We start from the raw sequence: 22,095 nt of genomic DNA on the forward strand, positions 1-22,095 counted from the left end.
GTCTATTCGTCGGGCTTCTGCATGTCTGATGCATCGGCATCATTCTTGGCCAGATCCTGCATTCGCGCTTCCGCAGCAGAGGACAGATGCGACCAGATTTTTGCAAGGCTGCCAGCGGCGCGGCTATAGGTTTCGTCAAGCCCCGGCCTGTTGACCAGTTCCTGAACCTCCTTGAAATCATCGACACCTTTTTGAATTACCCGGTGCAGCCTGGAAACCTGTTCCAGCGTAAGGCTGGGCTTTGAAAGTGCCGCTGGAACCTGCTTTACAAGCTGCTGAACCAGATCGGCATGCTGCTTGAGCCGCGCGACCCCAGTGTTTTGTATCTTTCCATCTTCTGTCATGGCTGCATATTCGCCTGCATCCGGCACGAAAGACAGCCCATATTGCTAATTAATGCTGAATCTGGGGTGTCACGTCGGGCAGCCCAACCGAATGCGCTATCCGATGTAACTTGCTTGGCTCGGCCTCAGCGCCCGTCTCGATACCATTGAGCTCTTCCACGGTCAGGCCGCTGGCAATTGCGAGATCTTCGACCGTATAACCGAATTTTTCCTTGATTGTTTTTACAAGATTGACCCCGGCAGTGATCGCGGAGGCTGTTGTTTCAATCACATCGGCCATTGTCATCTCCTTGTTTGGAAAATTTGCGTCTCCGGTAATGCGCCGCCGCGAATTTGGTTCCTATGCTTTCGGCATATTCTCCGCCAGAAAATCAATAAATGTGCGCACGCGAGTAGCCAGGTAATCATGCCCGACAAATACAGCATTGATCTGCTCCATATCGCCAGCATTGTAATCCTCCAGAATGACCTCCAGCCGACCAGCTTCTATGTCATCGGCCAGATGAAAATATCCGAGGCGCGCTATGCCCAACCCAGCCAGACACATCTGCCGCACGATTGCGCCGCTGCTCGCCAGAAAATTGCCGGAAATACCCATCCGCTCGATTTCACCGGTATCGCGATTTTTGAAGGGCCACTCCTCAAGAGCGCGGCGGAAATTGAAATTCAGGCAATTGTGCTTCTCTAGATCGGCTGGCTGCTTGGGCCTGCCTCGCCTTGCAATGTAGTCCGGAGATGCAACTACAACCTTGCGGCTTTCACACAGTTTGCGTGCTTTCAGGTTCGAGTCGCGCATCGGGCCAACGCGAATTGCGATATCTGCTCGCTCGCCGATAAGATCGACCACGCGCTCGCTCAGGGTGAAATCAAGTTCTACCTCGGGGTATAATTCCAGAAATTTCGGCATAAGCGGAAGGATGAGAAATTGACCGACCGCAACCGACGAATTGACCCGCAACAATCCATGCGGCGCGACCGATGCGCCAGAGGCGACGACACGCTCGGTTTCTTCTATTTCAGAAATGATCCGTAGCGCACGCTGGCGGTAAATCTCGCCTTCAGGCGTCAATTGCAATGAGCGTGTTGAGCGTACGAGCAAGCGTGTACCGAGCCGATCCTCGATACGGCGGATCATTTTACTGACCGCCGATGGCGAAAGGCCAAGCTTTCTGCCTGCCGCAGAAAAACTGTCCAATTCAACCGCCGTCACGAAGACGTCCATTTCTCCGGCTCTATTATCCATATCAGACCCCGCTACCGCTTATGAATTAATTTCACAACAGCTGGTCGATAACAAGGAATTATCAGACTGGCTGTTTAAGCCCATATGAGGCTTTGGATCATCAGATTTTGTAGCTGCCGCAAATGAGAGGAATAAAGAATGTTCAATGTAAGCGCTCATGGAGCAAAAATTCCGGCAATCGGGTTTGGCACGTTCCGTATGCCTGGCGCGGATGTGCTTCGCATGGTTCCTGCTGCTCTGAAGCTCGGCTATCGCCATATTGATACCGCACAGATCTACGGCAATGAAGCTGAGGTGGGTGAAGCAATCAAGAACTCCGGCGTCTCGCGCGGCGATATATTCCTGACCACCAAGGTTTGGGTCGATAAATACAAGCATGATGATTTCATCAAATCGGTCGATGACAGCCTGTCGAAACTAAAGACAGACTATGTTGACCTTCTGTTGCTGCATTGGCCAAAGAGCGATGTGCCTCTGGCCGAACGCATTGGAGCGCTCAACGAAGTCCGCGATGCGGGCAAGGTCCGTAATATCGGCGTCAGCAATTTCAGTTCAGCCCTCATGGCTGAATCAGTCAAGTTGAGCAAAGCTCCGATCGTGACAAATCAGGTGGAATATCACCCCTATCTCGATCAAAGCACTGTGTTGAAGGCCGCGCGGGATAGCGGCATAAGCATCACCGCCTATTATGCCATGGCCGATGGCAAAATCATTGGCGATCCGGTCATCAAGGCAATCGCCGCAGCCCATGGCAAGAGCGAAGCGCAGGTTGTTCTGCGTTGGCTCATTCAGCAAGAAGGCGTCATCACGCTTTCCAAAACTGTCAGCGAAGAACGCGCCAAGAGCAATTTCGAGATCTTTGATTTCGAACTGACCAATGAAGAAATGCAGGCCCTGCATGCACTTGCCAAGCCAGATGGACGGATTGTCAATCCGGGCCATCTTGCTCCAAAGTGGGATTAACTTTCCCCAACTTTGCTATTGGAACGCGGCATCTCCTCAACCGAGGAGGTGCCGCAGTCGCGTTTAGACCTATCTGTGAATTGAATTCATAACCATTGAGCATGATCTGGTCATTATCAATGGAATTGCGATGGCTCATATTGGGGGCAACCAACCGGCCATCAGTAATTTCTATTTGAGGGCTGGCTTAACGCAGCATCCAATCAAAGGATAGGATCATGCCTCTCGCACTTCTGGCGCTGACGATCAGCGCCTATGCCATCGGAACGACAGAGTTCGTCATTGTGGGCCTCTTGCCCACAGTTGCCACAGATCTCAACATTACGTTGCCGCTCGCCGGGCTTATCGTCAGCGTTTATGCGCTTGGCGTCACCTTCGGCGCACCCATACTGACCGCCCTCACAGGCAGAATCGAGCGCAAGCCATTGCTGCTCGGTCTCATGGCCCTGTTCGTCGTCGGCAACACGGCGGCAGCACTCTCGCCTACCTATGAGCTATTGCTCGTCGCCCGCGTCATCAGCGCATTTGCACATGGCGTGTTTTTCTCGGTCGGCGCAACAATCGCCGCTGATCTGGTTGCGCCCAATCGCCGTGCCTCAGCAATCGCCATGATGTTTCTTGGCCTGACTGTTGCTATCGTCACTGGGGTTCCACTCGGCACATTTATCGGCCAGCAACTTGGCTGGCGTGCAACCTTCTGGGCCGTAACCGTGCTTGGCATCATCGCATTCCTTGCCATTGCATTCCTTTTGCCATCCAAGATCGCAAAAGCCGCCCCTGCCCGCATCATTGATCAGATTCGTGTTCTGGGCAGTGGCCGTCTTCTGCTTGCCTTTGCCATGACCGCGCTTGGCTATGGCGGCACCTTTGTGATGTTCACATTCCTTGCGCCTGTTCTCGAACAGATCACTGGCTACGCCAATTCCACAGTCAGCCTGATCCTTGTACTTTATGGCCTGTCCATCGCCGTTGGAAATATGGTCGGCGGACGCGTCGCCGATGGCAATCCAGTCAGAGCGCTTGCAGTCATGTTCCTATTGCAGGCCATCGTTCTGGCGGCGTTCACCTTCACCGCCACATCGCCGGTCTGGGCGCTGGTAACTCTGGCCGCTTTAGGGGCATTGTCCTTCTCCAATGTGCCCGGCCTCCAGCTCTATGTGGTGCAACTCGCCAAGATCCATACACCTGAAACGGTTGACGTGGCTTCGGCGCTGAACATCGCTGCCTTCAACCTTGGCATTGCCGGTGGTGCCTTCCTTGGCGGCATTATCGTTGCTTCGCCGCTTGGCCTTGGTGCCACACCCTGGGTTGGCTCGCTGCTTGTTATCGGTGCGCTTGGCCTTACCCTTTGGAGCCAGATGCTCGACCGACGCGAGTCTGCCCGGGTCCTCGCCCACGCCTGACAGGCTCAAAACTTGGCAGCCTTGTAAAAATCGGTAAGGTCAGCATGAGATTCGCAAGAGGTGTTTCATGCTGGCCGAAGTGGCACTGCCCATCAAGCTGACGTTCAAGCTCTGGTTGCGCTTCTGGCCCCAATTGGTGGCCGTGGTGCTTCTGGGGCTTACTGCTTCCCATATATTGATGCATCTGGCCGTCAAAACTGCCTATATGAACCATTATGCCGGGCTTGGCGTGTTGACCCTCGTTGCGCTTACGCAGCTGGTAACAACTGTTTCCATGATCCAGATTGTGCGCCCGGGACTGCCTTCTGTCAGCGCTGCCCAAGCACAATCCGACAAGGCAGCGGCGGGCAGCGGCTCCGGATTTTCCCGTTTGACGACGATTATCGCCGTCGCCCTTATCCCATTCTTTGCTTACTATGCAGCATGGGGTTTTCTGGGTGATACGGTTCGCCAATATTCCCGCCTTGCCCTGTCCATGATGCCTTTTGGCGGTGGCGGTAATGTTCTGGATGTCCTCGATTCCAAATGGATTTTACTGTCCGTTGCCCTTTCCTGGCTCGTTCGCTGGTTTGCCAAGACCATGAAAGAACGCACAAAGCGATCTTTCTGGGAAATCGTGATTGTGGTTTGCGAAACCAACTGGATTTTCATCGGTCTCTACATTATCAGCCGCTGGAAAGATGACTGGATGCAGGCACTGGTCAATGGCAAACTATGGTCATGGTTTGAGCAATTGCTTGCCGGGATCGCGCAACCTGTTTCGGTTGCCTATGCGGCGACAATGATCCCGGTAGAACAGATTCCCGAAAGCTTTGGCACAATTGCCACCAACCTGTTTTTCCACGCGCTTTTACCCGTGATCTGGCTGGTCATGATTGCGCTGGTCTATGGCTATGATGTTCGTGACCAGACAGAACTCATGCGGGTGCATCACCGGGTCGAGCGTTTTGGCGAACGCTACCAGGCAGTGCCTAAATTTATCCGAGACTTTATCAATCACTTCGTCAGCGGCTATCGCTCACGTTATCTTCCAATCGCCAATGGCGTGCGGCTGACACTGAATTCCGGGCTGCTGCTTATCATCACGCTGATTCTTGGCTATCGCTTTATCGAGTGGGTGGCCGCTTGGGCGTGGCTGGGCGCAGCCCATATAATCGGCCCGCAACCCGGCAGGGTTTGGGAATTTGCTGGCAATGCGATTGTCTTTTTGTTGGGCAGCCCGATGCAGGATTCGTCCACCGGTCTGCTCGTGGAGCCCTTGCGCATTTGTTTCCTCGCCGCGATTTTGGAAACAGCCTTCTCGATGAGAAGAAACCCTGCACTTGCTTCAACCTCACTTGAAGGGGCGCGGTAAAAGCGGCCTATTCCGTGCGAGCAAATTTCAGATAGTTGGGCCGCTCGCTATACATCCCCAATGTCGGGCGCAGTTCATCCGCGACCGCTACCGGCACGAGGAACCGCTCTTCGATCACCATTCTTGTGCCTTTTTCCGCTCCTGAAAATATGGCCGACGTGCATGTCTGGATGCCCTCTTTTGCAGGGCGCATTCCGGGAATGGACGTTGGAGACCAAGAGCGACCAGCCTTGTCTGTCAGTCGGATTGCACACATGAGCCATCGCTCCTGCAAATTGGTATCGCCGATCTCCACGAGAAATCTTGCAATCACAGGCACGGAACCTGCGGGCAGCGAGCCGGGGCGAATGCCCTCTTCCACCTTCCGCGTCCCGTAAAACTGCCAGTCGCTGCCACCATAATGCTTGACCTCACCCGCAGCCACTTCAGTGGGGTAAAGATCGGTGTAACGGCTCATTTCCACATAGTCGCCATAACTGATGGTGAACAATGAGACCGGGACAATCACCAGCAGGGCCCACAGGCTGCGGCGGCGCCAGCGGCGCTCGGAAGGTTGGGTATCATAATCCGTCACAGCCATCGCGTCAGCTTCCCGCAGCCGGTTGTGGACGTGATATGTCGAAACGATCGACGATCAACGGCATGCCATCATTAAATTTTTTGAAGTCGTCGATTTTGATCCGCGCTTCGGAATCCAATGAGGGTTTCATCTGCGCCGATAGAAGCAGCGTCGCGCCATTGACCTGATCGGGCAATATCTCAAACGCCAGTTGCACCTGTTTCGGCAATCCGGGCTCGAGCATGTAAGGCGGTTGTCCGGGCAACCAGCCAACGCGATTGCTTTGTGCAAATCTGAGGCCGGTAGGTCCTCGCCAGATGGCCGTTGAAACACCCGTACTTTTGGTTGTTGCAGCAAGCTCTACCAAGGCGACCGCCCAAAGACCGGAGGTCGTAAGCACCTTTTCTTTTCCGAACTGTGTATAAGTCAATTCGCGCGCAAAAATCACCTGATTGAGCGTTACGTCAAATTCCCGTGTGTGCACTCGATCATGCATCTTGCCATAGGCAGCAATCGGCCCTGTGAGTTCGCCATAACGCGGTTTCGTCACCCACATGCCGTACAGCAAGGCCACCGCCACAAGGATGACGGTAATATTCGCCAAGCGGCGCATCAGCCCTGCTCCCTTTGCAGCGGCAAGCGCACCGAACCCACAATGCTTTTGCTCCACCACCCCGGCGTTCCGGTCAATTTGTTGCGATGCTTGAATCCCCAAGCCTCAATTGCCAGTTCAACATCATTGCCCGCCACCACATCGCTGGGCATCAGCCAGACATAAACCATTTTCTCCGGCATTCCGGGTTGCAGATTTGGCGACATGGATTCATCGCGCGTAAGATAGACCATCGGTTGTTCGGTCTTTTCTGCAATATTGGCAGGCCATTGAAAGATTTTGTAATAGCCGCTATCGGACTCGATCGTGCGGTTCATCAATTCCACTTCAAGGATGATCGCCTTTTGCCCGTCCTTCGGTGTCGTGCTGTAAACTTTCTGGTCAGTTACCCGAATTGAAAGAGGCTTGATAAGCCACTTTCCCGCCTCCATGGATTGACCGGCTGTAATTTGCGGAAGCTGCGGCTTTTCAGCCGCTTCAAATGCTCCCAATACAAAGGCGAGCCCCAACGCCGCGAATGAACCAAGCCCTGCTGTCAGCCAGGCCGTAGCCTTGCTGCGAAACGTGACGAAATGGGACCACATCTATCTGCGTCTCTCCACAACCGTTCCGTAACCCAGAAAATGAGTCGCGCTGGACAGACCATGCAACAGCAAGGGGGTGTTTTTCAACCCTGCGGAGAAACCGTCCCGATAAGGCTACTTGTGTGCGACTTGCGGCAGATAGGCATTAACAAGACTTACAACTTGCGCATCGCGCTGTCTGGCAGTTTCGCCGCCCATCACGACAGCGACGAGCTGGCGGCCATTATCACTGATCGATGTGACGATATTGAAACCGGAGGCGCGAACATAGCCTGTCTTGATGCCATCTGCGCCGTTCAACTGGGCCAGAACACGGTTATGTCCACGGATGATTTTGCCGTCGAACATGAAATCCTGTGCTCCGAAGTAATGATATTGCTGCGGATAATGCTTACGCAAAGACAAGCCCAGCAAAGCCATATCTCGCGCAGTGGTAATCTGCTGCGCGTCGGGCAACCCGGAAGCGTTGTGAAAAATCGTGCCGCGCATACCAAGCTGTCGGCCTTTTGCGGTCATCTGGGCCGCAAATTGCTCTTCAGTTCCGCCCAGATACTCGGCTAAAGCCACGGCAACATCATTAGCGGATTTAACCACCAGCGCCTTGATTGCTGTATCCACATCAATCGTTCTGCCGGGTTTAAGACCAAGCTTGCTTGGTGCCTGCGAGGCCGCACGAGCCGAAATCGGTATCTGCGTATCCTTGCTGATCCGCCCCGATTGCAACGCCTCGAATGTCAGATAAAGCGTCATCATTTTGGTAAGCGATGCCGGTATGCGCGGCAGATCGGCACCCGCTTGATAAAGCACGGCACCCGTGCTGCCATCAACCACGATGGCAGCGGATTTTTCAGTCGTTGGGGCTGGCGTAATTGCCCCAACGGAATCGAGCGACGTTGCCGTCGTGCATCCACTTGCAACGCTTAAGGTCAGACCCAACACAGCTACGAATTTCACGACAGGATGCAAAAACATGGATACTCGCGGCATATTGTGGTTGGACCAGATGCGCCTTGTTAGCTGATTTCAGCGGCAACGCCAAGCGGTCGCATGAGCATCAGGCTGTCAGAACAACCTTGACGCTGCGCGACCTGTCCAGCGCCGTACGGAAGGCCTCAGGCGCGTCGGCGAGTTTGTATTCGCCTGTTACCAGCTTGAGGACATCAATCTTGTTTTCAACAATCAATTCCACAGCCTCGAAGAATTCATCGCCAAAGCGGAATGTGCCGATCAGATCGAGTTCCTTGGACATGACCGCATTGGCAGGCACGGGAATTGATCCACCGGCAAGATTGCCGACCTGAACAACTGTGCCACCGCGCCGAACTGTGCGAATGGCCGAGGCCAGACCTGCCGGCGTGCCGGAGATTTCAAAAGCAATGTCGAATGGTGTCGCCGCAGCAACTTCGGCCAATCTTTCCTCTCCGCCGGAGACATCGACGATCTGGTCTGCGCCCAGCTCTTCGGCAAACTTCAACGGTGCAGCCGCGATATCGACCATTGTCACGGATTCCGCCCCCGCATGTTTCAGTGCCAGCAATGTCAACAGTCCGATTGGTCCGGAGCCGAAAATGATCGTTGAAGTCCCTTTTACATGCCCTGCGCGCCGAACGGCATGCAGGCAGACCGCAAGGGGTTCAGCCAATGCCGCAGCTTGGAATGGCAGATCGTTCGGGACTTTGACGCATTGCGCGGCAACCGCGTCAAACACACTGGCGAAACCGCCCTGCATGTGAGGCGTCTTGGATGCAGAACCCATGAAATAGATATTTTCGCAAAGGTTCGGGCGTCCCTCATGGCAATAGGCACAGGTTCCGCACCAACGGGACGGGTTTACGGCAACCCTGTCGCCAACGGCAATACCAGTAACGTCGCGGCCGATTTCGATGATCTCACCCGCAACCTCATGGCCAAGAATGAGCGGCGACGTGACCACGAAATCGCCGGTCTTTGCATGCCGGAAATAGTGCATGTCAGAGCCACATATCCCGCCGGCACCGAACTTGACCCGTGCCATATTGGGCGCGAGTTCTCCAAGTTCAATGTCAACGACACGGAGATCTTCCGCTGCAAAAAGCGTGGCAGCGATACCTTTATTACTCATTTTATCAGGCCTAGTTGGGTTGGGAGCCAAAGTGTAATCGCCGGAATGAAGGTGATGGCGATCAGTGCGATGAAGAGCGGCACCAGCCAAGGCAGAATTGCCATGGTGGTTCGCTCGACAGAAAGTTTAGCGACGCGGGACAGCACGAAGAGCACCATTCCCAGCGGCGGATGCAACAGACCGATCATGAGATTAAGCGTCATGATCAGCCCGAAATGAACCGGATCAATGTCGAAACCCAAGACCAGCGGCAAAAGGATCGGCACAAGAATTGTGATCGCTGCAATTGTATCGAGGAAGCAACCGACAAACAGCATCAAGATATTGACCAGTATCAGGAACACCCATTTGCTGTCGGTAATCGAGAGGATGGCTGCAGAAAGAAGCTGCGCCGCCTGACTGACAGTCAAGAGCCAGGCGAAAACCGAAGCGGCAGTGACAATAAACAGCACGGAAGCGGTGGTCTCGATTGTATCAAAGCTCGCTTTGGCGAGACTAGCCATTGTCATGGTACGATAGCGTACCAACCCAAGAAACAGTGACCAGAGAACTGCGGCAACGGCTGCCTCTGTCGGTGTAAACCAACCCATGGTCATGCCGCCAATAAGGATCACAGGTGTCATCAGTGCCATGACGGCGGAAAAGTCGAAATACCAGTCGGCAGCCAGCAGAACCACAAGTGCAAGGCCGACCGAAGCATTTATAGACAAGCCGGTAAGCGTGAGCAGATAGATGAGGACTGGCACGCAGGCGACGACGACGATTTCCAGCGACGCTTCAAGCAGATTCTTGAGTTCGAATGGCGTGTCGGAACCCCAGCGCTTCACATAAGCGAAGATAGCAACCGTAATCATCATCAAGACGGTCATGACGATGCCGGGCACAATACCGGCCATAAACAGCGCGCCAATGGAAACATTGGCCATCATGCCATAGATAACGAAAGGCAGGGATGGCGGGAAAATAGGGCCAAGCGTTGCCGAAGCTGCCGTAACGCCAACCGCTGCTTCCACCGGATAGCCATGATCCTTCATCGCCTTGATTTCGATTGTGCCGATACCGGCGGCATCGGCCAGTGCCGTTCCCGACATGCCGGAGAAGATTACCGAGCCAATAATATTGACTTGCGCCAGTCCGCCTTTCATCCATCCCACAAGCGAAACCGCAAAGGAATAGATGCGGCCTGTCACACCGGCCGAATTCATGAGATTGCCGGCGAGAATGAAAAACGGAACCGCAAGCAGCGGGAAGCTCTCAACCCCGGCAATCATGCGCTGGGCGACAATAATGTCGGGTGCAACGCCGAAAAACACAAGATAGAGCACAGACGCCACGGCCATCGAAATGGCGACCGGCACACCGACAATCATCAATAGTAGAAATGAACCAACAAGCAGCAACATTGATCAGCCCTCGACGCTCTGGAATTCTTCGGGACGTTCCAGAACGGAATAGCCACGGCGGATATTGGCAATAAAAACCTGAATGGAACGAAGCAGCATCAGGACGAAAGATAAGAGAACCCCGTAAAAAACGATGTTGCGCGGCAGATCGATTGTCACCATCATTTCGTCGGCAACAATCTCGACATAGCGCCACATCAACCATACAGCGTAAACGAAGAAGCCGATGCGCACGAGATCGACAAAGGTCGCAAGGACACGCGCAACGGGCGCTGGCACATAGTGATAAAGCACATCGACCTGAATGTGGCGGGAGACGCGAACACACATGACGGATCCGAGAAATACGACGCCGATCAGGCAGTTGATCGCGATTTCCTCAGTCCAGGCATAGCTGTCATTGAGGACATAGCGTGTGAAAAACTGCAAGAAAACGCAGCCGGTCATCAGCCAGAAGACGACGAGCGTCAGCCAATCCTCTACGGCGTATTCGCGCAGGTTAATAACCGGCGCCGCATCCTCGAATGAATGGGCAATTTCTTCCGCTGTGATCTGTGTATGAACTTCCTTGGACATGGCAGTCTCCGTCCTCAGGGCAGAAAAAGAGGCCGGGAGCCAAGGCTGCCCGGCCAGACTGATAGGTTACTTGATGGCGCGAATGGCTTCCCAGTCGGACTTTTCGTAACCGAAGTCTTCGAACTTCACCTTTTCCAGAACGGTTTTTTCGAAGTCTGCCTTGTCCACATCGGTAACGGAAAGGCCACGTTCCTTGAAACTCGCAACAAGTTCCTTTTCCCTGGCGGCAATCGTCTTGGTGGTCTTTTCGGCGGCTTCCTGCATCACATCGCCGAAGATTTTCTTGTCTTCGTCACTAAGGCTGGCCCAAAGCTGCTTGGAAATGACGGTATTCAGGTGATCGACAATATGGCCGGTCAAAATGATGTTCTTCTGAACTTCGAAGAACTTCTTGGCCTCAATCGTCGTCAGCGGATTTTCCTGCGCTTCGACAGTGCCGTTCTGCAATGCCAGATAGACTTCGGCAAAAGCGATTGGCGTTGTGTTGGCGCCGCAGGCACGCGGCATTGCCAGATAGGCTGGAACGTCCGGGACACGGATTTTCAACCCGGCCATATCGGAACACTTGGCGATGGGCCTGTTGGCGGTAGTGTGACGCGTGCCATAATAGCTGACCGATGCAATATGATTGCCGGTCTTTTCCTCATAGCCAGCAGCAAGCCGCTTGAAGACATCGCTTTTGGTATAGGCGATCAGATGGTCGGAATCGCGGAAGATATAGGGGAAATAGGTAACGCCGATCGGCTTGGAATCACGGGCAGCAAAGCTTGAACCCGAAATGATGATATCGACTGTACCGAGCTTCAATCCCTGGTTGATGTCAGCTTCCTTACCAAGCTGAGATGCAGGGAACACGTCGATCTTGTAACGGCCATTGGTGCGCTTGGCGATTTCTTCCGCCGCCCATACAGACTCCGTATGGAATGGTTCGGACGTCTCATACACATGAGCCCATTTCAGCGTGGTCTGCGCCTGTGCAACCACTGCCGAAATGGCAAGCGCCGCAGCGGCGCCAAGAAGTGTAGCCAGTTTGAATTTCATTGTTATTTCCTCCCTTATTGAATTTAGTTCGCGTTATTTCTGTCGAGACATCTTTGCAGATTGGTCTCTTTCCGTTTCCAGCTCCTCGTCGAAACTTCTGGAAAATCTCAGCTGCGATTGATGCAGATGATATTGCATCGCAGATTTTGCACGAGCGGGATCACCACCTGCTATGGCATCGCGTACTGCACGGTGCTCCTCAAAAGCCTCCCGCCATGAAGCCGCACTCTCGAAATAACTGGCCAGCCTGGTGAAATAAGGCGTCATGCGCTGGTCGAATAACTCTCCGACAACGCGGTCGAGCGCGGAATTTTCCATGATGCCGGCAATGGTCGTGTGGAAGGTGCGATCGAGCGCAATCGACACTTGCGGGTTGTTGAATGTGCGCGCCATTTGCGTCAGCACATCGTCCATCGCTTCTATATGTTTCGTTGTCACTGTGCGGGCGGCTTCTTCGGCAATAGCACACTCGATCAGCGCGCGTGCCCGCAATAGCTCGAACGGCCCTTCAAGCTCGTCAGGCTGAATCCGCAGGTGTTTCTCCCGTGGCGACCGCGCCACGTAAACACCTGATCCCATGCGAATATGGATGAGCCCCTCGACCTCGAGGGCAATCAAAGCCTCACGAATGGTGGGACGGGAAACGCCAAGTTCCTCCGCCAGTTCACGCTCACCGGGCAAACGCTCTCCGACACCAAGCTGACCATGTTCGATCTGGCTTCGTATCTGGTCTGCCACCTGCCGGTAAAGCCGGCGTGACTGAATGGCTGCGAACATTTAAACCTCCCCACCCGGCTTCCCATTTCCGGCAACTGGTAAACTGGCCTTACCAATATATAACTGATACATTGATATATATGAGCGAGTCAACCGCTGGTTCGGATCGGTTTTAACAGGGCAGGTTTTCGCAACTTGTCTCGCCTTGGCGGGGCGCTCATGAGCATTGTTACATTTTGTATCAGAAAGTGATTGCCTCTAAAGCGAACGAACGCGCTATGAGAAACCAATCGTTAAAAGAGATGCTTCGTCGAACCGGTGATAAATGCTGCCTGATACACGATCACTTCGGACATTTGCCTGCTTGAGTTTCGCCTTGGTTTTGGGCGCTTGCACCACGACTGATCCCAAGCTGCCCGAGGCTGCATCACTGCCAATTCCTGAACAATCTCCGCGTGTTGCTGCGGCCGAAGCGCCCGCTAATTCCGATGCGGCCACGGACAGCAAGAGCACCGTCACGGTCGCCACAAGCACGAAAAGCGCTCCTGAATTCAAAGATAACGGTACGCCGCTCGACAGTTTGATTTCAAAATATTCGGTTGCCTACGAAGTGCCTGAATCGCTGGTTCGCCGCATTGTGCATCGGGAAAGCCGCGGTAATCCACAGGCTCGCAACGGTCCCTATTGGGGTCTGATGCAGATGTTGCCCGCGACAGCACGCGGCATGGGTCACACCGGCTCCGCGCAAGATTTGCTGGATGCAGAAACAAATCTCAAATTTGGCGTGAAGTATCTTGCTGGCGCCTACAAGGTTGCCGATAACAATCCTGATCAGGCCGTGCGGCTTTACGCTCGCGGCTATTATTATCAGGCCAAGAAAAAGGGCCTTCTGGAAGAGACCGGCCTGAAACCGTCAAGCACGCCTGTTGCACCCGCGACGATGACGGCGATGGCTCCCGCTGAAACACCGCCTGCCATGCCGGCGCAACTCGCTTATTCAGAAGAACCCGCTGTGGCGTTTCCGGCAGCGATCCCGTTGCCGATGCAACGGCCTGACATTGCTTCGGCAGCCACCAGTGGAGCAACCACAGGCTTGAGCAACGCGACACCAGCCAGCACCGCCGCTCCACTCTGAAATCAAAACTGCACCGGTGCTGCTAGGCCGCCCACCAGCGATGGAAGTGGTGGACCGGCCCACGCCCGCTGCCGACTTTGAGCATTTCGCCAGCCGCCATGGCAGCCGTCAGATAGTCCTTGGCTTCACTAACGGCACCATGCAGAGCCATTCCTTTTGCCAGGCCAGCGGCAATGGCAGACGCCAGTGTGCATCCAGTACCATGATCATTGACTGTCTTGATACGCGGCGTCGAAAATCGCTCCATTCCGGACCCATCAAGCAGGATATCGGTGCTCATATCCCCCTTGGCATGTCCGCCCTTTATGAGTACGGCTGAGGGACCAAGTTCGAGCAGCTTTTCCGCCTGCCGCACCATCTGGGCTTCATCTTCAGCAATCGGCATATTTGTTAGCAAGGACGCCTCCGGCAAATTGGGAGTCAGCAGCAGCGCGCGCGGCAAGAGAAGCTGGCGCAGAGCGTCGATTGCGGCCGGCTCCAGCAAAGGGTCACCCGCAGTTGCAACCATGACAGGGTCGAACACCGCTTTGCGCTGCCAGCGATCAAGCCCCTGCGCAATTGTCTCTATGGTTGATACTGTCGAGACCATGCCAATCTTGATTGCATTCACCTCAAGGTCGGAAAGAACCGCGTCCATCTGAGCCCGGATGATATCGGGCGAAAGATTCTCAATGGCCGTAACACCATGGGTGTTCTGCGCAGTGATCGCGGTGAGCACGCTCGCTCCATAAACACCGAGCGCCGAGAAGGTTTTCAAATCGGCCTGGATTCCTGCCCCGCCGCCGCTGTCAGACCCGGCAATAGTCAGCGCTATTGCGGTCATGCTGGCTCTCTTACCTGCAATGCCTCATCCACCGCCGACCGCAAAGCTTGCGCCGCTCCTTGCGGATCGTCCTGACGGAAGATCGCAGAAATGACCGCTACTCCATCGGCACCCGCTTCAATGGCAAGCGGCGTGCGCTCCAGCCCAATACCGGCGATAGCGCCTATGGGCAAATGCGGTTTTGCCTTGCGTATGATGGCAGCCAGGCGCTTGAACCCGTCAAAGCCGATCGGTTGCAGATTTTCCTTGGTGGGTGTTTCAAACAGGCCGCCAATACAGGCATAGTCAATATCGCCAGCAATTGCTGCTTGCGCGTCCGGCTCATTCTTGACGGTCAGTCCGATAATCGCATTTGGCCCGAGCAGATGTCGGACATCGGCAACCGCCATGTCTTCGCGCCCCACATGGACACCCTCAACGCCAGCGGCAAGCGCAACATCAATCCGGTCATTGACGAGCAAAGGAACGCCTGTCGCCTTGATCGCGGCGTGTATCTGCCGTGCACGATCAATCATGTCACGCGTTGCGGAGTTTTTGTCACGATACTGGATGATCGTCGCACCGCCACGCGCCGCAGCGAGAGCCAGCGCCCCCAAATCCTTGTCAGGGCCAATAGCATCAAAATCGACAATGGCATTGAGGCGGTAATCTACTTTTGTCACGTCACGGACTCCACTTTCAAAACTGGAGACCCGGATATGTGCGAAGAAAGACGAACCAGCGCGATAATTGCTCAATTCCCGTTCCTACGCCGGCATGATCCGGATCAGGTTCAAGGGTCTTGGCTCAGCGCCATCTCAGCATCGTACGATGCCCCCCTCGGAATGAAATCATGATGAGACGGCGCATCATGGAAGTCAATGCGCCGGGGTGGTTCGGCTTAACGAGTCAGTCGGACATATTCCCCGTCAACGGCCTTGCATGCGGCCTTGATCTTGTAAAGAAAGTCCGGCTCGATCACGCTCGCGGGACTTCCCCCGTCTTCCCACCAGTGATCATGCTCCTTCTGGTCGCAATCCAAAAGAGCCAGAGGATTGGTCGCGGTGGCGGTTAATCGAACACCGTCGACAAACAGGTTCGTATAGGTGCTGGAGTCCAAGGTGCTGTAGGTCGCATTATAGGTTTTATATTTCGAACCGGTATCTGCTTTGCAAACAACTTTGTTGTTCGTGGATGTGTTCCGGTAACCGATATCGCAGCCATCGGTCTTGACCTGCATAACCATGCGAAGGCTGCCTTCATCATATTCGCCAAGCTCGAATGTTACCGGCTTTCCTGTATCCGGGTCAGTGATGCCCGATCCTTTACCCCCTGCTCCGCTATGGTCTGTTGCGGTATAGGTAATTGTGCCCACTCTGACATCTTTGCCCCCCCGCGTGACATAGATGGAGACCCGTTTGTAATACCACCCGGTGACCGTATTAATCGTTATAGTAGCGCTTGACGGTTTCAATGGTGCCAATGCTTCCGCAAGCACACCTATAGCTACTTTTTCCTTGGCTAGTACCTTCATGAAAAGCGTATTTGTTTCGCCCGCGAGCGATACAATCACGCGTTGGTTGCTGGTATCAAAGCCGACCTGCATTTTATCCATCTCGGCGCCAAGATGAGCACGCAGATAGGCGCGTGCACTTGCTTCGGCAGCAGCCTTGTTTTCACCCGTAAAAACGGAGGCTCCGGCCAATGCCGCGGAATCTGCAATGCCCTGCAATCGTGAGCGATCGCCGCTTGCGCGGGTATAATCCACGGCAAGCCCGGTCATTCCCACCATAGGTACGAGCAACAATGCTAATGTGACGGCTGTCGCGCCACTACGGTCTTTCAGAAAGTTTCTTATTTTTTTCATGGCCCACTCCAGTCGCTGGGCAGACCATTGATTCAGCCATGTGAATGACGGCTTATGAAATTCATTCAGATTTTCACCATTCTGCATTCAGGCAGTAAAGAGCGCCTGAATGTTCAGCAATGGTAAAAATCCGGTGAACCTTACAGCTCTATATGGATGCTTCCGGCCGGACAAAACCCTCGCTCGCCAAAAGAAGATTGCGCGTGTAATCTTCCTTGACTGCGTGGCGGGCAAGGTCTGTCGCCGACAGGCGCTCCACCTCTGCGCCATTCTGCATCACCATCAGCCGGTCGCACATATGGGTGACCACCGCCAGATCATGGCTGACCATCAGGAAGGTCAGCTTTCTATCCCGCCTTATCTGCTCCAGCAGGTTAAGAACTTCCGCTTGTACCGAAGCATCAAGGGCTGATGTCGGTTCATCAAGAAGCAGGATTGAAGGCTCCAGGATCAATGCACGGGCAATGGCGACACGCTGGCGTTGACCGCCGGAAAGCTGATGCGAATAGCGAAAGCGAAAGCTTGAACCAAGGCCCACTTCATCAAGCGCGCGCAGGATACGTTTTTCGATATCGGCAAAGCCATGCACGACCAATGGTTCCAGCAACAGGCGATCCACGGTCTGGCGCGGATGCAGCGAGCCATAGGGGTCCTGAAACACCATTTGCACTTCACGGTAAAATGCTTTTGTACGCGACGAACCAAGCGTCTTGCCATTGACTGTGATCGCGCCGCCGGTAACAGGTGCAAGTCCCGCGACGGCTCGCAGCAAGGTTGACTTTCCCGAGCCGCTCTCGCCCACCAGACCAAAAGACTCGCCCTGCTGGACATCAAGACTGACGCCGCGCAATGCGCGAAAACGATCATACTTCACTTCAAGATTTTCGACGCTGAGAGCCGCCACTTGCAGATTGTTCATGCGGCCCACTCCGGCTTGCGGTCAAGGACCGGCAGCGGATGCCGGTCGGTGCCGATCTGCGGCATGCAATTCATCAACCCGCGTGTATATGGATGTTTTGCGTTCTTAAGGTCTGCAGCGGCGATTTCTTCGACGATCCGTCCTGCATACATGACGATAACGCGGTCGCAAAAGGAGGAGACCAGCCGCAAATCATGGGAGATGAAAATCAAACCCATGCCGCGATCCCGCACCAGATTGTCGAGGATTCGCAGCACATCCAGCTGCACTGTCACATCAAGCGCGGAAGTCGGTTCATCCGCGATCAGCAGCTCCGGTCCGGTCACCAGCATCATCGCGATCATGGCGCGTTGTCCCATGCCGCCGGAAACTTCATGCGGATGCAGATTAAAGACCCGTTCCGGATCACGTATTTGCACAGCAGCAAGCATGTCGAGCGCGCGCTTGCGTGCCTCGGCTTTGCTCACCTTTTCATGGGTGCGCAGCGTTTCAACAATCTGCCTGCCGATGCTCATCACAGGATTGAGCGAATATTTCGGGTCCTGGAGGATCATGGCGATGCGGTTTCCACGCAGGCTTCGCCGCTCCTTTGCCGAAATATCCAGAAGATCCATTCCGTCAAAATTCAACGTATCGGCGGTGATCTTTGCGTGATGTGGCGTCAGTCCCATGATTGCGCGCCCGGTCTGGGATTTTCCTGAACCGGACTCGCCAACAATGCCGAGCCTTTCGCGACCAAGCGTGAACGAAACGCCGCGCACAGCATCCACGACGCCCGTGCGGGTCGGAAATTGCACGCGAAGATCCTTGACTGTCAGCAAGGCGCTCATTGGTTGTTCCCCCTTGGATCGAGCGCATCGCGCAAGCCATCGCCAAGAAGATTAAAGCCCAGACTGACGATGAGAATTGCAAAACCCGGTGCGGCTGCCACCCACCATTGATCCATGATGAACCGGCGGCCGGATGCGATCATCGCACCCCATTCAGGCAATGGCGGCTGTGCGCCCAGACCAAGGAAACCAAGGCCTGCGGCGACCAGGATAATTCCGGCCATGTCGAGTGTCACACGGACGATCAGAGATGAAAGGCAAAGCGGCATGATGTGGCGCAGGACGATACGCATGGGTGATGCACCCATGAGCTGCACGGCGGCAATATAGTCGGAATTGCGCACGGTCAGCGTTTCAGCTCTGGCAATGCGTGCATAGGGTGGCCACGAGGTGACCGCTATGGCAATGACGGCATTCTCAATGCCAGGTCCCAGCGCCGCCACCAAAGCGAGAGCCAGAATGAGCTTTGGAAATGCCAGGAAGATATCGGTGAGCCGCATAAGAATTGCGTCTACCCAGCCTCCGGCATAACCGGCGATGGTGCCGACAAGCAGCCCAATCGGCGCGGCGATGATAGCCACGAGGACAACTACATAGAGCGTCAGACGCGAACCATAGATAAGGCGCGAAAGAATATCGCGGCCCTGATCGTCTGTGCCGAGCCAATAATCGCCACCGGGTGGCAAAAGCCGTGCATTGCGCAGATCGCCTGCAACCGGTGAATGCGGCGCAAGCAGAGGAGCGAATAGCGCCACCAGCACCAGCGCAAAAATGATACCAAGTCCGATCACGGCGAGCCTGTTGCTGGCAAAACGGCTCCAGATCAGATAGGCGCGGCCAAGCCGGGCCTGCATACGCGATTGCGGCCGGTCGCTCATCAGCCATTCACGGCGGGAAATTGGTTTTGCGATCTCGCTCATCGTGCGCGTGTCCGTGGGTCAAGTAGCCGATACAGAAGATCGGAAAGAAGGTTGATGGCGATGAACACGGCACCAATGATAATCGTGCCGCCGAGCACCGCATTCATGTCGGCATTTTGCAGCGAATTGGTGATGTAGCTGCCAAGGCCTGGCCAGGAAAAGATCGTTTCGGTCAACACTGACCCCTCAAGCAGATTGGCAAAGGAGAGCACAATCACAGTCAGCAATGGCACTGCCGCATTGCGCAGGGCATGGGCCCAGATGATACGCGTTTCTGAGAGGCCCTTGGCGCGCGCCGCAACAATATATTCCTGCTCAAGCTCGTTCAGCATGAAAGAACGCGTCATCCGGCTGATATAGGCCAGCGAAAAGTAGCCCAACACTGATGCGGGCAGGATGATGAAGCTGAAAATATTGCGGAAGACTTCCCAATTATTCTGCAAAATCGCGTCAAGCAGGTAAAGGCCGGTAATCGGCGTAAACGTGTACTCGTAGACAACGTCAATACGTCCTGGTCCCGATACCCAGCCAAGCTTGGCGTAAAACAGCACGAGACCGAGCAGCCCCAGCCAGAACACCGGCACTGAATAGCCGATAAGTCCGATAACTCTGACAATCTGGTCGAGGATCGTGCCCCGCTTGACGGCAGCAAGCACTCCAAGCGGAACACCAATAAACGCGCCAATAAGCGTGCCCAATGTTGCCAGTTCGAAGGTAGCGGGAAAGACGCGGATAATATCGGTCATAACCGGATTGCTGGTCAGAACGGAATTGCCGAACTCACCTTGCAGAACACCCTTAAGATAAAGGAAAAACTGCTGGTAGAGCGGCAGATTCAGTCCGAGCTCTTCACGCACACGCGCCACGACGTGGGCAGGCGCGCGATCGCCTACAATGGCCAGCGCGGGATCGATCGGGATGACACGGCCAATGAAAAACGTGACGGCCAGAAGACCAAGAAATGTGATGGCGCCAATGAGCAGAAACCTGCCCACGGCCCAAGCGAAGTTTGAAGCCCAGGCGCCTGAGCGCCTGGCCTCCAATTGCATGTCAGATGTGCTCACCGGTACGGATTCCGGATTACTTCGTTACATTGAAAACGTAGTTGGTATCAAATGACGGACCAAGCTTGAAGTTCTTGATGTTCGCACGCAGTCCTGCCACTTCCGTCTGCTGGAAGATGATGATGAAGGGGCTGGTTTCAAGCACTTTCTTCTGCAGGTCCTGATACATTGCCGCGCGCTTGGCATTATCACGCTCCAGCAGGGCTGCCTTGGTTTCCTTGGTCAGCTCCGGCACATCCCAGGCATTGCGCCATGCGAGTGTCTTGTTGGTGCCGGTATCGGCATTGTCCGTATTGCTGGTGAAGGTCTCGGCGTTGGAATTCGGATCCCAATAATCCACGCCCCACTGACCAATATAGGAATCATGCGTACGGGCACGATATTTGGTCAGGGTCTGCTTACCGTCGCCCGGGATGATCTCCATTTTTACACCTGCCTGTGCGAGGGTTTGCTGAACTGATTCAGCAATACCCGTCACCGGCTGGTTGTTACGCACATCCATGGTGAAGGAGAAGCCATCCTTCAGCCCGGCTTTCTCGAGCAGTTCCTTGGCCTTAGCCACATCCAGCTTGAACGGCTTTTCATCCAGCTCGCCCAGAATGTTCTTTGGCAGGAAGGTCTGGTGGATATCACCGGCACCCTTGATCAGCTGTTCGCCGATGGCATCATAATCGACCAGATATTTGAACGCCTGCCGGACTTCCGGCTTGGCCAGGTTTTCATTTTTCTGGTTGAGGCTGATATAATAAATCGTTCCCTTCGGCGCACTGACCGTGGTGATGTCCTTGTTCTTGGTAACCTGCTCCATATCATTTGGTTCAAGATTACGGGCGACATCAACATCACCTTTTTCAAGCAGAAGGCGCTGCGCCGCGCTTTCCTTGACGTGGCGATAAATAACACGGGCGAGCGGAGCCTTGGTGCCATAGTAATTGTCATTACGCTCCAGAACGATAATCTCGTTAGCGCGCCAATCGCGAATTTTCATCGGCCCGGAACCCGCATAATTCGTCTTCATCCAGGCATTGCCGAAATCATCATTGACGATGTGCTCGGAGATCAATTTCTTGTCTACAACCGAAGCAACGGTCGATGTCAGGCAATTCAAGACGAAGCTTGGTGCATAAGGCTGATCGACAGTGAAAACAAAAGTGGACGGATCAGCCGCTTTTGCCTTTTCGGTCACATTGTCCTTGTTCAGGCCAAACTGCGTCAGAATGAATGCCGGGCTCAGATCGAGCTTGACGGCACGCTCAAAGGAATAGGCAACATCTTCAGCGGTAAGCGGGTTGCCGGAAGCAAATTGCAGATTGGGCTTGAGTTTGAATGTATAGGTCAGGCCATCATCGGAAACCGTCCAGCTTTCGGCGACATCCGCAACGATCTTGGATGGATCATTGATGTCGAGCCGTACCAGCTTGTCATAGGTGTTACCGTTGATCTCGCCCATGGTCAGCTCAAAAGCTTCACCCGGATCAAGCGTGATGACGTCATCAATCGCCCATGCCTCGACCAGCGTATCGGCGGGCGTTTCGGCGAAGGCCGGCATGCCCGACAACATTACGGCGGAGATGGCCGCGCTACCGAGCATCATGCGGAACTTTGGGTTCATCTTGGTCATCAACATTGTTCTGGTTCCCTGTTTAGAGCTATTGGC

At 54.5% G+C, this 22,095-nt stretch carries 24 protein-coding genes and 1 riboswitch; of the genes, 4 read left to right on the top strand and 20 right to left on the bottom strand.

Translation table 11 applies throughout. The features are described 5' to 3' along the window. Positions 1-2: 2 nt before the first annotated feature. The 3 genes from V9K92_RS10715 to V9K92_RS10725 are packed head-to-tail and all read right to left on the bottom strand — an operon-like array spanning position 3 to position 1,587. On the bottom strand, positions 3-344 hold the full coding sequence (locus V9K92_RS10715; RefSeq protein ID WP_337353972.1) for a hypothetical protein: 342 nt from the start codon (positions 342-344) through the stop codon (positions 3-5). A gap of 49 nt (positions 345-393) precedes the next feature. Beyond that, positions 394-624: an XRE family transcriptional regulator gene (locus V9K92_RS10720; RefSeq protein ID WP_115051477.1), complete on the bottom strand. Its 231-nt coding sequence runs from the start codon at positions 622-624 to the stop codon at positions 394-396. A gap of 60 nt (positions 625-684) precedes the next feature. Then, entirely contained in the window at positions 685-1,587 is a 903-nt protein-coding gene (locus V9K92_RS10725) for a LysR family transcriptional regulator (RefSeq protein ID WP_115051478.1), read from the bottom strand. A gap of 138 nt (positions 1,588-1,725) precedes the next feature. Here V9K92_RS10725 and V9K92_RS10730 point away from each other — a divergent pair, with 138 nt between their 5' ends. From V9K92_RS10730 to V9K92_RS10740, 3 genes are all read left to right on the top strand, one after another. Beyond that, a complete protein-coding gene (locus V9K92_RS10730) occupies positions 1,726-2,550 on the top strand; it encodes an aldo/keto reductase (RefSeq protein WP_337353973.1) in 825 nt (274 codons plus the stop codon). 218 nt (positions 2,551-2,768) lie between these two features. After that, positions 2,769-3,953 carry an MFS transporter gene (locus tag V9K92_RS10735; protein WP_337353974.1) on the top strand — a complete coding sequence of 395 codons (1,185 nt, stop codon included), beginning with the start codon at positions 2,769-2,771 and terminating at the stop codon, positions 3,951-3,953. Between the two features lie 67 nt (positions 3,954-4,020). Continuing rightward, complete coding sequence (locus V9K92_RS10740) at positions 4,021-5,307, top strand: hypothetical protein (protein WP_337353975.1); 1,287 nt, start codon at positions 4,021-4,023, stop codon at positions 5,305-5,307. Between the two features lie 7 nt (positions 5,308-5,314). On the opposite strand, the gene V9K92_RS10745 is transcribed toward V9K92_RS10740, so the two are convergent. The 9 genes from V9K92_RS10745 to V9K92_RS10785 all read right to left on the bottom strand — a co-directional run bounded on the left by V9K92_RS10745 (position 5,315) and on the right by V9K92_RS10785 (position 12,961). Beyond that, a complete protein-coding gene (locus V9K92_RS10745) occupies positions 5,315-5,887 on the bottom strand; it encodes a hypothetical protein (RefSeq protein WP_337353976.1) in 573 nt (190 codons plus the stop codon). Between the two features lie 4 nt (positions 5,888-5,891). Beyond that, positions 5,892-6,479, bottom strand: coding sequence for a hypothetical protein (locus V9K92_RS10750; protein WP_337353977.1), 588 nt, complete (start codon positions 6,477-6,479; stop codon positions 5,892-5,894). Continuing rightward, a complete protein-coding gene (locus tag V9K92_RS10755; protein WP_337353978.1) occupies positions 6,479-7,063 on the bottom strand; it encodes a hypothetical protein in 585 nt (194 codons plus the stop codon). The genes V9K92_RS10750 and V9K92_RS10755 overlap by 1 nt, the downstream gene beginning before the upstream one ends. A 114-nt stretch (positions 7,064-7,177) precedes the next feature. Beyond that, positions 7,178-8,035 carry a D-alanyl-D-alanine carboxypeptidase family protein gene (locus tag V9K92_RS10760; RefSeq protein WP_336440716.1) on the bottom strand — a complete coding sequence of 286 codons (858 nt, stop codon included), beginning with the start codon at positions 8,033-8,035 and terminating at the stop codon, positions 7,178-7,180. Between the two features lie 82 nt (positions 8,036-8,117). Then, positions 8,118-9,164: an L-idonate 5-dehydrogenase gene (locus V9K92_RS10765; RefSeq protein ID WP_336440717.1), complete on the bottom strand. Its 1,047-nt coding sequence runs from the start codon at positions 9,162-9,164 to the stop codon at positions 8,118-8,120. Then, entirely contained in the window at positions 9,161-10,567 is a 1,407-nt protein-coding gene (locus V9K92_RS10770) for a TRAP transporter large permease (RefSeq protein WP_337353979.1), read from the bottom strand. Before V9K92_RS10770 ends, V9K92_RS10765 begins: the two co-directional genes overlap by 4 nt. 3 nt (positions 10,568-10,570) lie before the next feature. Next, a complete protein-coding gene (locus V9K92_RS10775) occupies positions 10,571-11,143 on the bottom strand; it encodes a TRAP transporter small permease (RefSeq protein ID WP_337353980.1) in 573 nt (190 codons plus the stop codon). A gap of 66 nt (positions 11,144-11,209) precedes the next feature. Continuing rightward, positions 11,210-12,184 carry a sialic acid TRAP transporter substrate-binding protein SiaP gene (locus tag V9K92_RS10780; protein WP_115051489.1) on the bottom strand — a complete coding sequence of 325 codons (975 nt, stop codon included), beginning with the start codon at positions 12,182-12,184 and terminating at the stop codon, positions 11,210-11,212. Positions 12,185-12,217: 33 nt separating this feature from the next. Beyond that, complete coding sequence (locus tag V9K92_RS10785) at positions 12,218-12,961, bottom strand: FadR/GntR family transcriptional regulator (RefSeq protein ID WP_336440720.1); 744 nt, start codon at positions 12,959-12,961, stop codon at positions 12,218-12,220. Positions 12,962-13,226: 265 nt separating this feature from the next. On the opposite strand from V9K92_RS10785, the gene V9K92_RS22855 reads away from it, so the two are divergent. Then, the gene (locus V9K92_RS22855) at positions 13,227-14,036 is read left to right on the top strand and encodes a transglycosylase SLT domain-containing protein (RefSeq protein WP_443094456.1); all 810 of its coding nucleotides are present in this window, start codon (positions 13,227-13,229) and stop codon (positions 14,034-14,036) included. Between the two features lie 22 nt (positions 14,037-14,058). Here the strand turns inward: V9K92_RS22855 and thiD are convergent, their stop codons facing one another. The 8 genes from thiD to V9K92_RS10830 form a co-directional block, all read right to left on the bottom strand. Further along, positions 14,059-14,859 carry a bifunctional hydroxymethylpyrimidine kinase/phosphomethylpyrimidine kinase gene (gene thiD, locus V9K92_RS10795; RefSeq protein ID WP_337353981.1) on the bottom strand — a complete coding sequence of 267 codons (801 nt, stop codon included), beginning with the start codon at positions 14,857-14,859 and terminating at the stop codon, positions 14,059-14,061. Next, the gene (thiE, locus tag V9K92_RS10800) at positions 14,856-15,521 is read right to left on the bottom strand and encodes a thiamine phosphate synthase (protein WP_337353982.1); all 666 of its coding nucleotides are present in this window, start codon (positions 15,519-15,521) and stop codon (positions 14,856-14,858) included. The genes thiD and thiE overlap by 4 nt, the downstream gene beginning before the upstream one ends. 64 nt (positions 15,522-15,585) lie before the next feature. Beyond that, a riboswitch (TPP riboswitch) is annotated at positions 15,586-15,689 on the bottom strand. Between the two features lie 50 nt (positions 15,690-15,739). Then, positions 15,740-16,705 (bottom strand): TadE/TadG family type IV pilus assembly protein, encoded by a 966-nt coding sequence (locus V9K92_RS10805; RefSeq protein WP_337353983.1) that lies wholly within the window; start codon positions 16,703-16,705, stop codon positions 15,740-15,742. A gap of 148 nt (positions 16,706-16,853) precedes the next feature. Further along, positions 16,854-17,624, bottom strand: a complete 771-nt coding sequence (locus V9K92_RS10810; RefSeq protein WP_307282238.1) for an ABC transporter ATP-binding protein — start codon at positions 17,622-17,624, stop codon at positions 16,854-16,856. Then, the gene (locus tag V9K92_RS10815) at positions 17,621-18,454 is read right to left on the bottom strand and encodes an ABC transporter ATP-binding protein (protein WP_307282236.1); all 834 of its coding nucleotides are present in this window, start codon (positions 18,452-18,454) and stop codon (positions 17,621-17,623) included. The genes V9K92_RS10810 and V9K92_RS10815 overlap by 4 nt, the downstream gene beginning before the upstream one ends. Continuing rightward, complete coding sequence (nikC, locus tag V9K92_RS10820) at positions 18,451-19,374, bottom strand: nickel transporter permease (RefSeq protein WP_115051496.1); 924 nt, start codon at positions 19,372-19,374, stop codon at positions 18,451-18,453. The genes V9K92_RS10815 and nikC overlap by 4 nt, the downstream gene beginning before the upstream one ends. After that, on the bottom strand, positions 19,371-20,423 hold the full coding sequence (locus V9K92_RS10825; protein ID WP_115051497.1) for an ABC transporter permease: 1,053 nt from the start codon (positions 20,421-20,423) through the stop codon (positions 19,371-19,373). The genes nikC and V9K92_RS10825 overlap by 4 nt, the downstream gene beginning before the upstream one ends. A gap of 31 nt (positions 20,424-20,454) precedes the next feature. Continuing rightward, the gene (locus V9K92_RS10830) at positions 20,455-22,062 is read right to left on the bottom strand and encodes an ABC transporter substrate-binding protein (RefSeq protein ID WP_115051627.1); all 1,608 of its coding nucleotides are present in this window, start codon (positions 22,060-22,062) and stop codon (positions 20,455-20,457) included. Positions 22,063-22,095 lie beyond the last annotated feature (33 nt).

It is taken from the genome of Phyllobacterium sp. CCNWLW109, from assembly GCF_037203905.1.
Classification (GTDB): Bacteria; Pseudomonadota; Alphaproteobacteria; order Rhizobiales; family Rhizobiaceae; genus Phyllobacterium; species Phyllobacterium ifriqiyense.

Excerpts from the sequence above, each read along its gene's own strand:
- V9K92_RS10740 (WP_337353975.1), top strand. The coding sequence starts at position 4,021 with ATGCTGGCCGAAGTGGCACTGCCCATCAAGCTGACGTTCAAGCTCTGG.
- V9K92_RS10775 (WP_337353980.1), bottom strand. The coding sequence starts at position 11,143 with ATGTCCAAGGAAGTTCATACACAGATCACAGCGGAAGAAATTGCCCAT.
- V9K92_RS10765 (WP_336440717.1), bottom strand. The coding sequence starts at position 9,164 with ATGAGTAATAAAGGTATCGCTGCCACGCTTTTTGCAGCGGAAGATCTC.
- V9K92_RS10735 (WP_337353974.1), top strand. The coding sequence starts at position 2,769 with ATGCCTCTCGCACTTCTGGCGCTGACGATCAGCGCCTATGCCATCGGA.
- V9K92_RS10805 (WP_337353983.1), bottom strand. The coding sequence starts at position 16,705 with ATGAAAAAAATAAGAAACTTTCTGAAAGACCGTAGTGGCGCGACAGCC.
- V9K92_RS10715 (WP_337353972.1), bottom strand. The coding sequence starts at position 344 with ATGACAGAAGATGGAAAGATACAAAACACTGGGGTCGCGCGGCTCAAG.
- V9K92_RS10780 (WP_115051489.1), bottom strand. The coding sequence starts at position 12,184 with ATGAAATTCAAACTGGCTACACTTCTTGGCGCCGCTGCGGCGCTTGCC.
- V9K92_RS10755 (WP_337353978.1), bottom strand. The coding sequence starts at position 7,063 with ATGTGGTCCCATTTCGTCACGTTTCGCAGCAAGGCTACGGCCTGGCTG.
- V9K92_RS10785 (WP_336440720.1), bottom strand. The coding sequence starts at position 12,961 with ATGTTCGCAGCCATTCAGTCACGCCGGCTTTACCGGCAGGTGGCAGAC.
- V9K92_RS10760 (WP_336440716.1), bottom strand. The coding sequence starts at position 8,035 with ATGTTTTTGCATCCTGTCGTGAAATTCGTAGCTGTGTTGGGTCTGACC.
- V9K92_RS10745 (WP_337353976.1), bottom strand. The coding sequence starts at position 5,887 with ATGGCTGTGACGGATTATGATACCCAACCTTCCGAGCGCCGCTGGCGC.
- V9K92_RS10720 (WP_115051477.1), bottom strand. The coding sequence starts at position 624 with ATGGCCGATGTGATTGAAACAACAGCCTCCGCGATCACTGCCGGGGTC.
- V9K92_RS10750 (WP_337353977.1), bottom strand. The coding sequence starts at position 6,479 with ATGCGCCGCTTGGCGAATATTACCGTCATCCTTGTGGCGGTGGCCTTG.
- nikC (WP_115051496.1), bottom strand. The coding sequence starts at position 19,374 with ATGAGCGAGATCGCAAAACCAATTTCCCGCCGTGAATGGCTGATGAGC.
- V9K92_RS10815 (WP_307282236.1), bottom strand. The coding sequence starts at position 18,454 with ATGAGCGCCTTGCTGACAGTCAAGGATCTTCGCGTGCAATTTCCGACC.
- V9K92_RS10770 (WP_337353979.1), bottom strand. The coding sequence starts at position 10,567 with ATGTTGCTGCTTGTTGGTTCATTTCTACTATTGATGATTGTCGGTGTG.
- V9K92_RS22855 (WP_443094456.1), top strand. The coding sequence starts at position 13,227 with ATGCTGCCTGATACACGATCACTTCGGACATTTGCCTGCTTGAGTTTC.
- V9K92_RS10730 (WP_337353973.1), top strand. The coding sequence starts at position 1,726 with ATGTTCAATGTAAGCGCTCATGGAGCAAAAATTCCGGCAATCGGGTTT.
- V9K92_RS10825 (WP_115051497.1), bottom strand. The coding sequence starts at position 20,423 with ATGCAATTGGAGGCCAGGCGCTCAGGCGCCTGGGCTTCAAACTTCGCT.
- thiD (WP_337353981.1), bottom strand. The coding sequence starts at position 14,859 with ATGACCGCAATAGCGCTGACTATTGCCGGGTCTGACAGCGGCGGCGGG.
- V9K92_RS10810 (WP_307282238.1), bottom strand. The coding sequence starts at position 17,624 with ATGAACAATCTGCAAGTGGCGGCTCTCAGCGTCGAAAATCTTGAAGTG.
- V9K92_RS10725 (WP_115051478.1), bottom strand. The coding sequence starts at position 1,587 with ATGGATAATAGAGCCGGAGAAATGGACGTCTTCGTGACGGCGGTTGAA.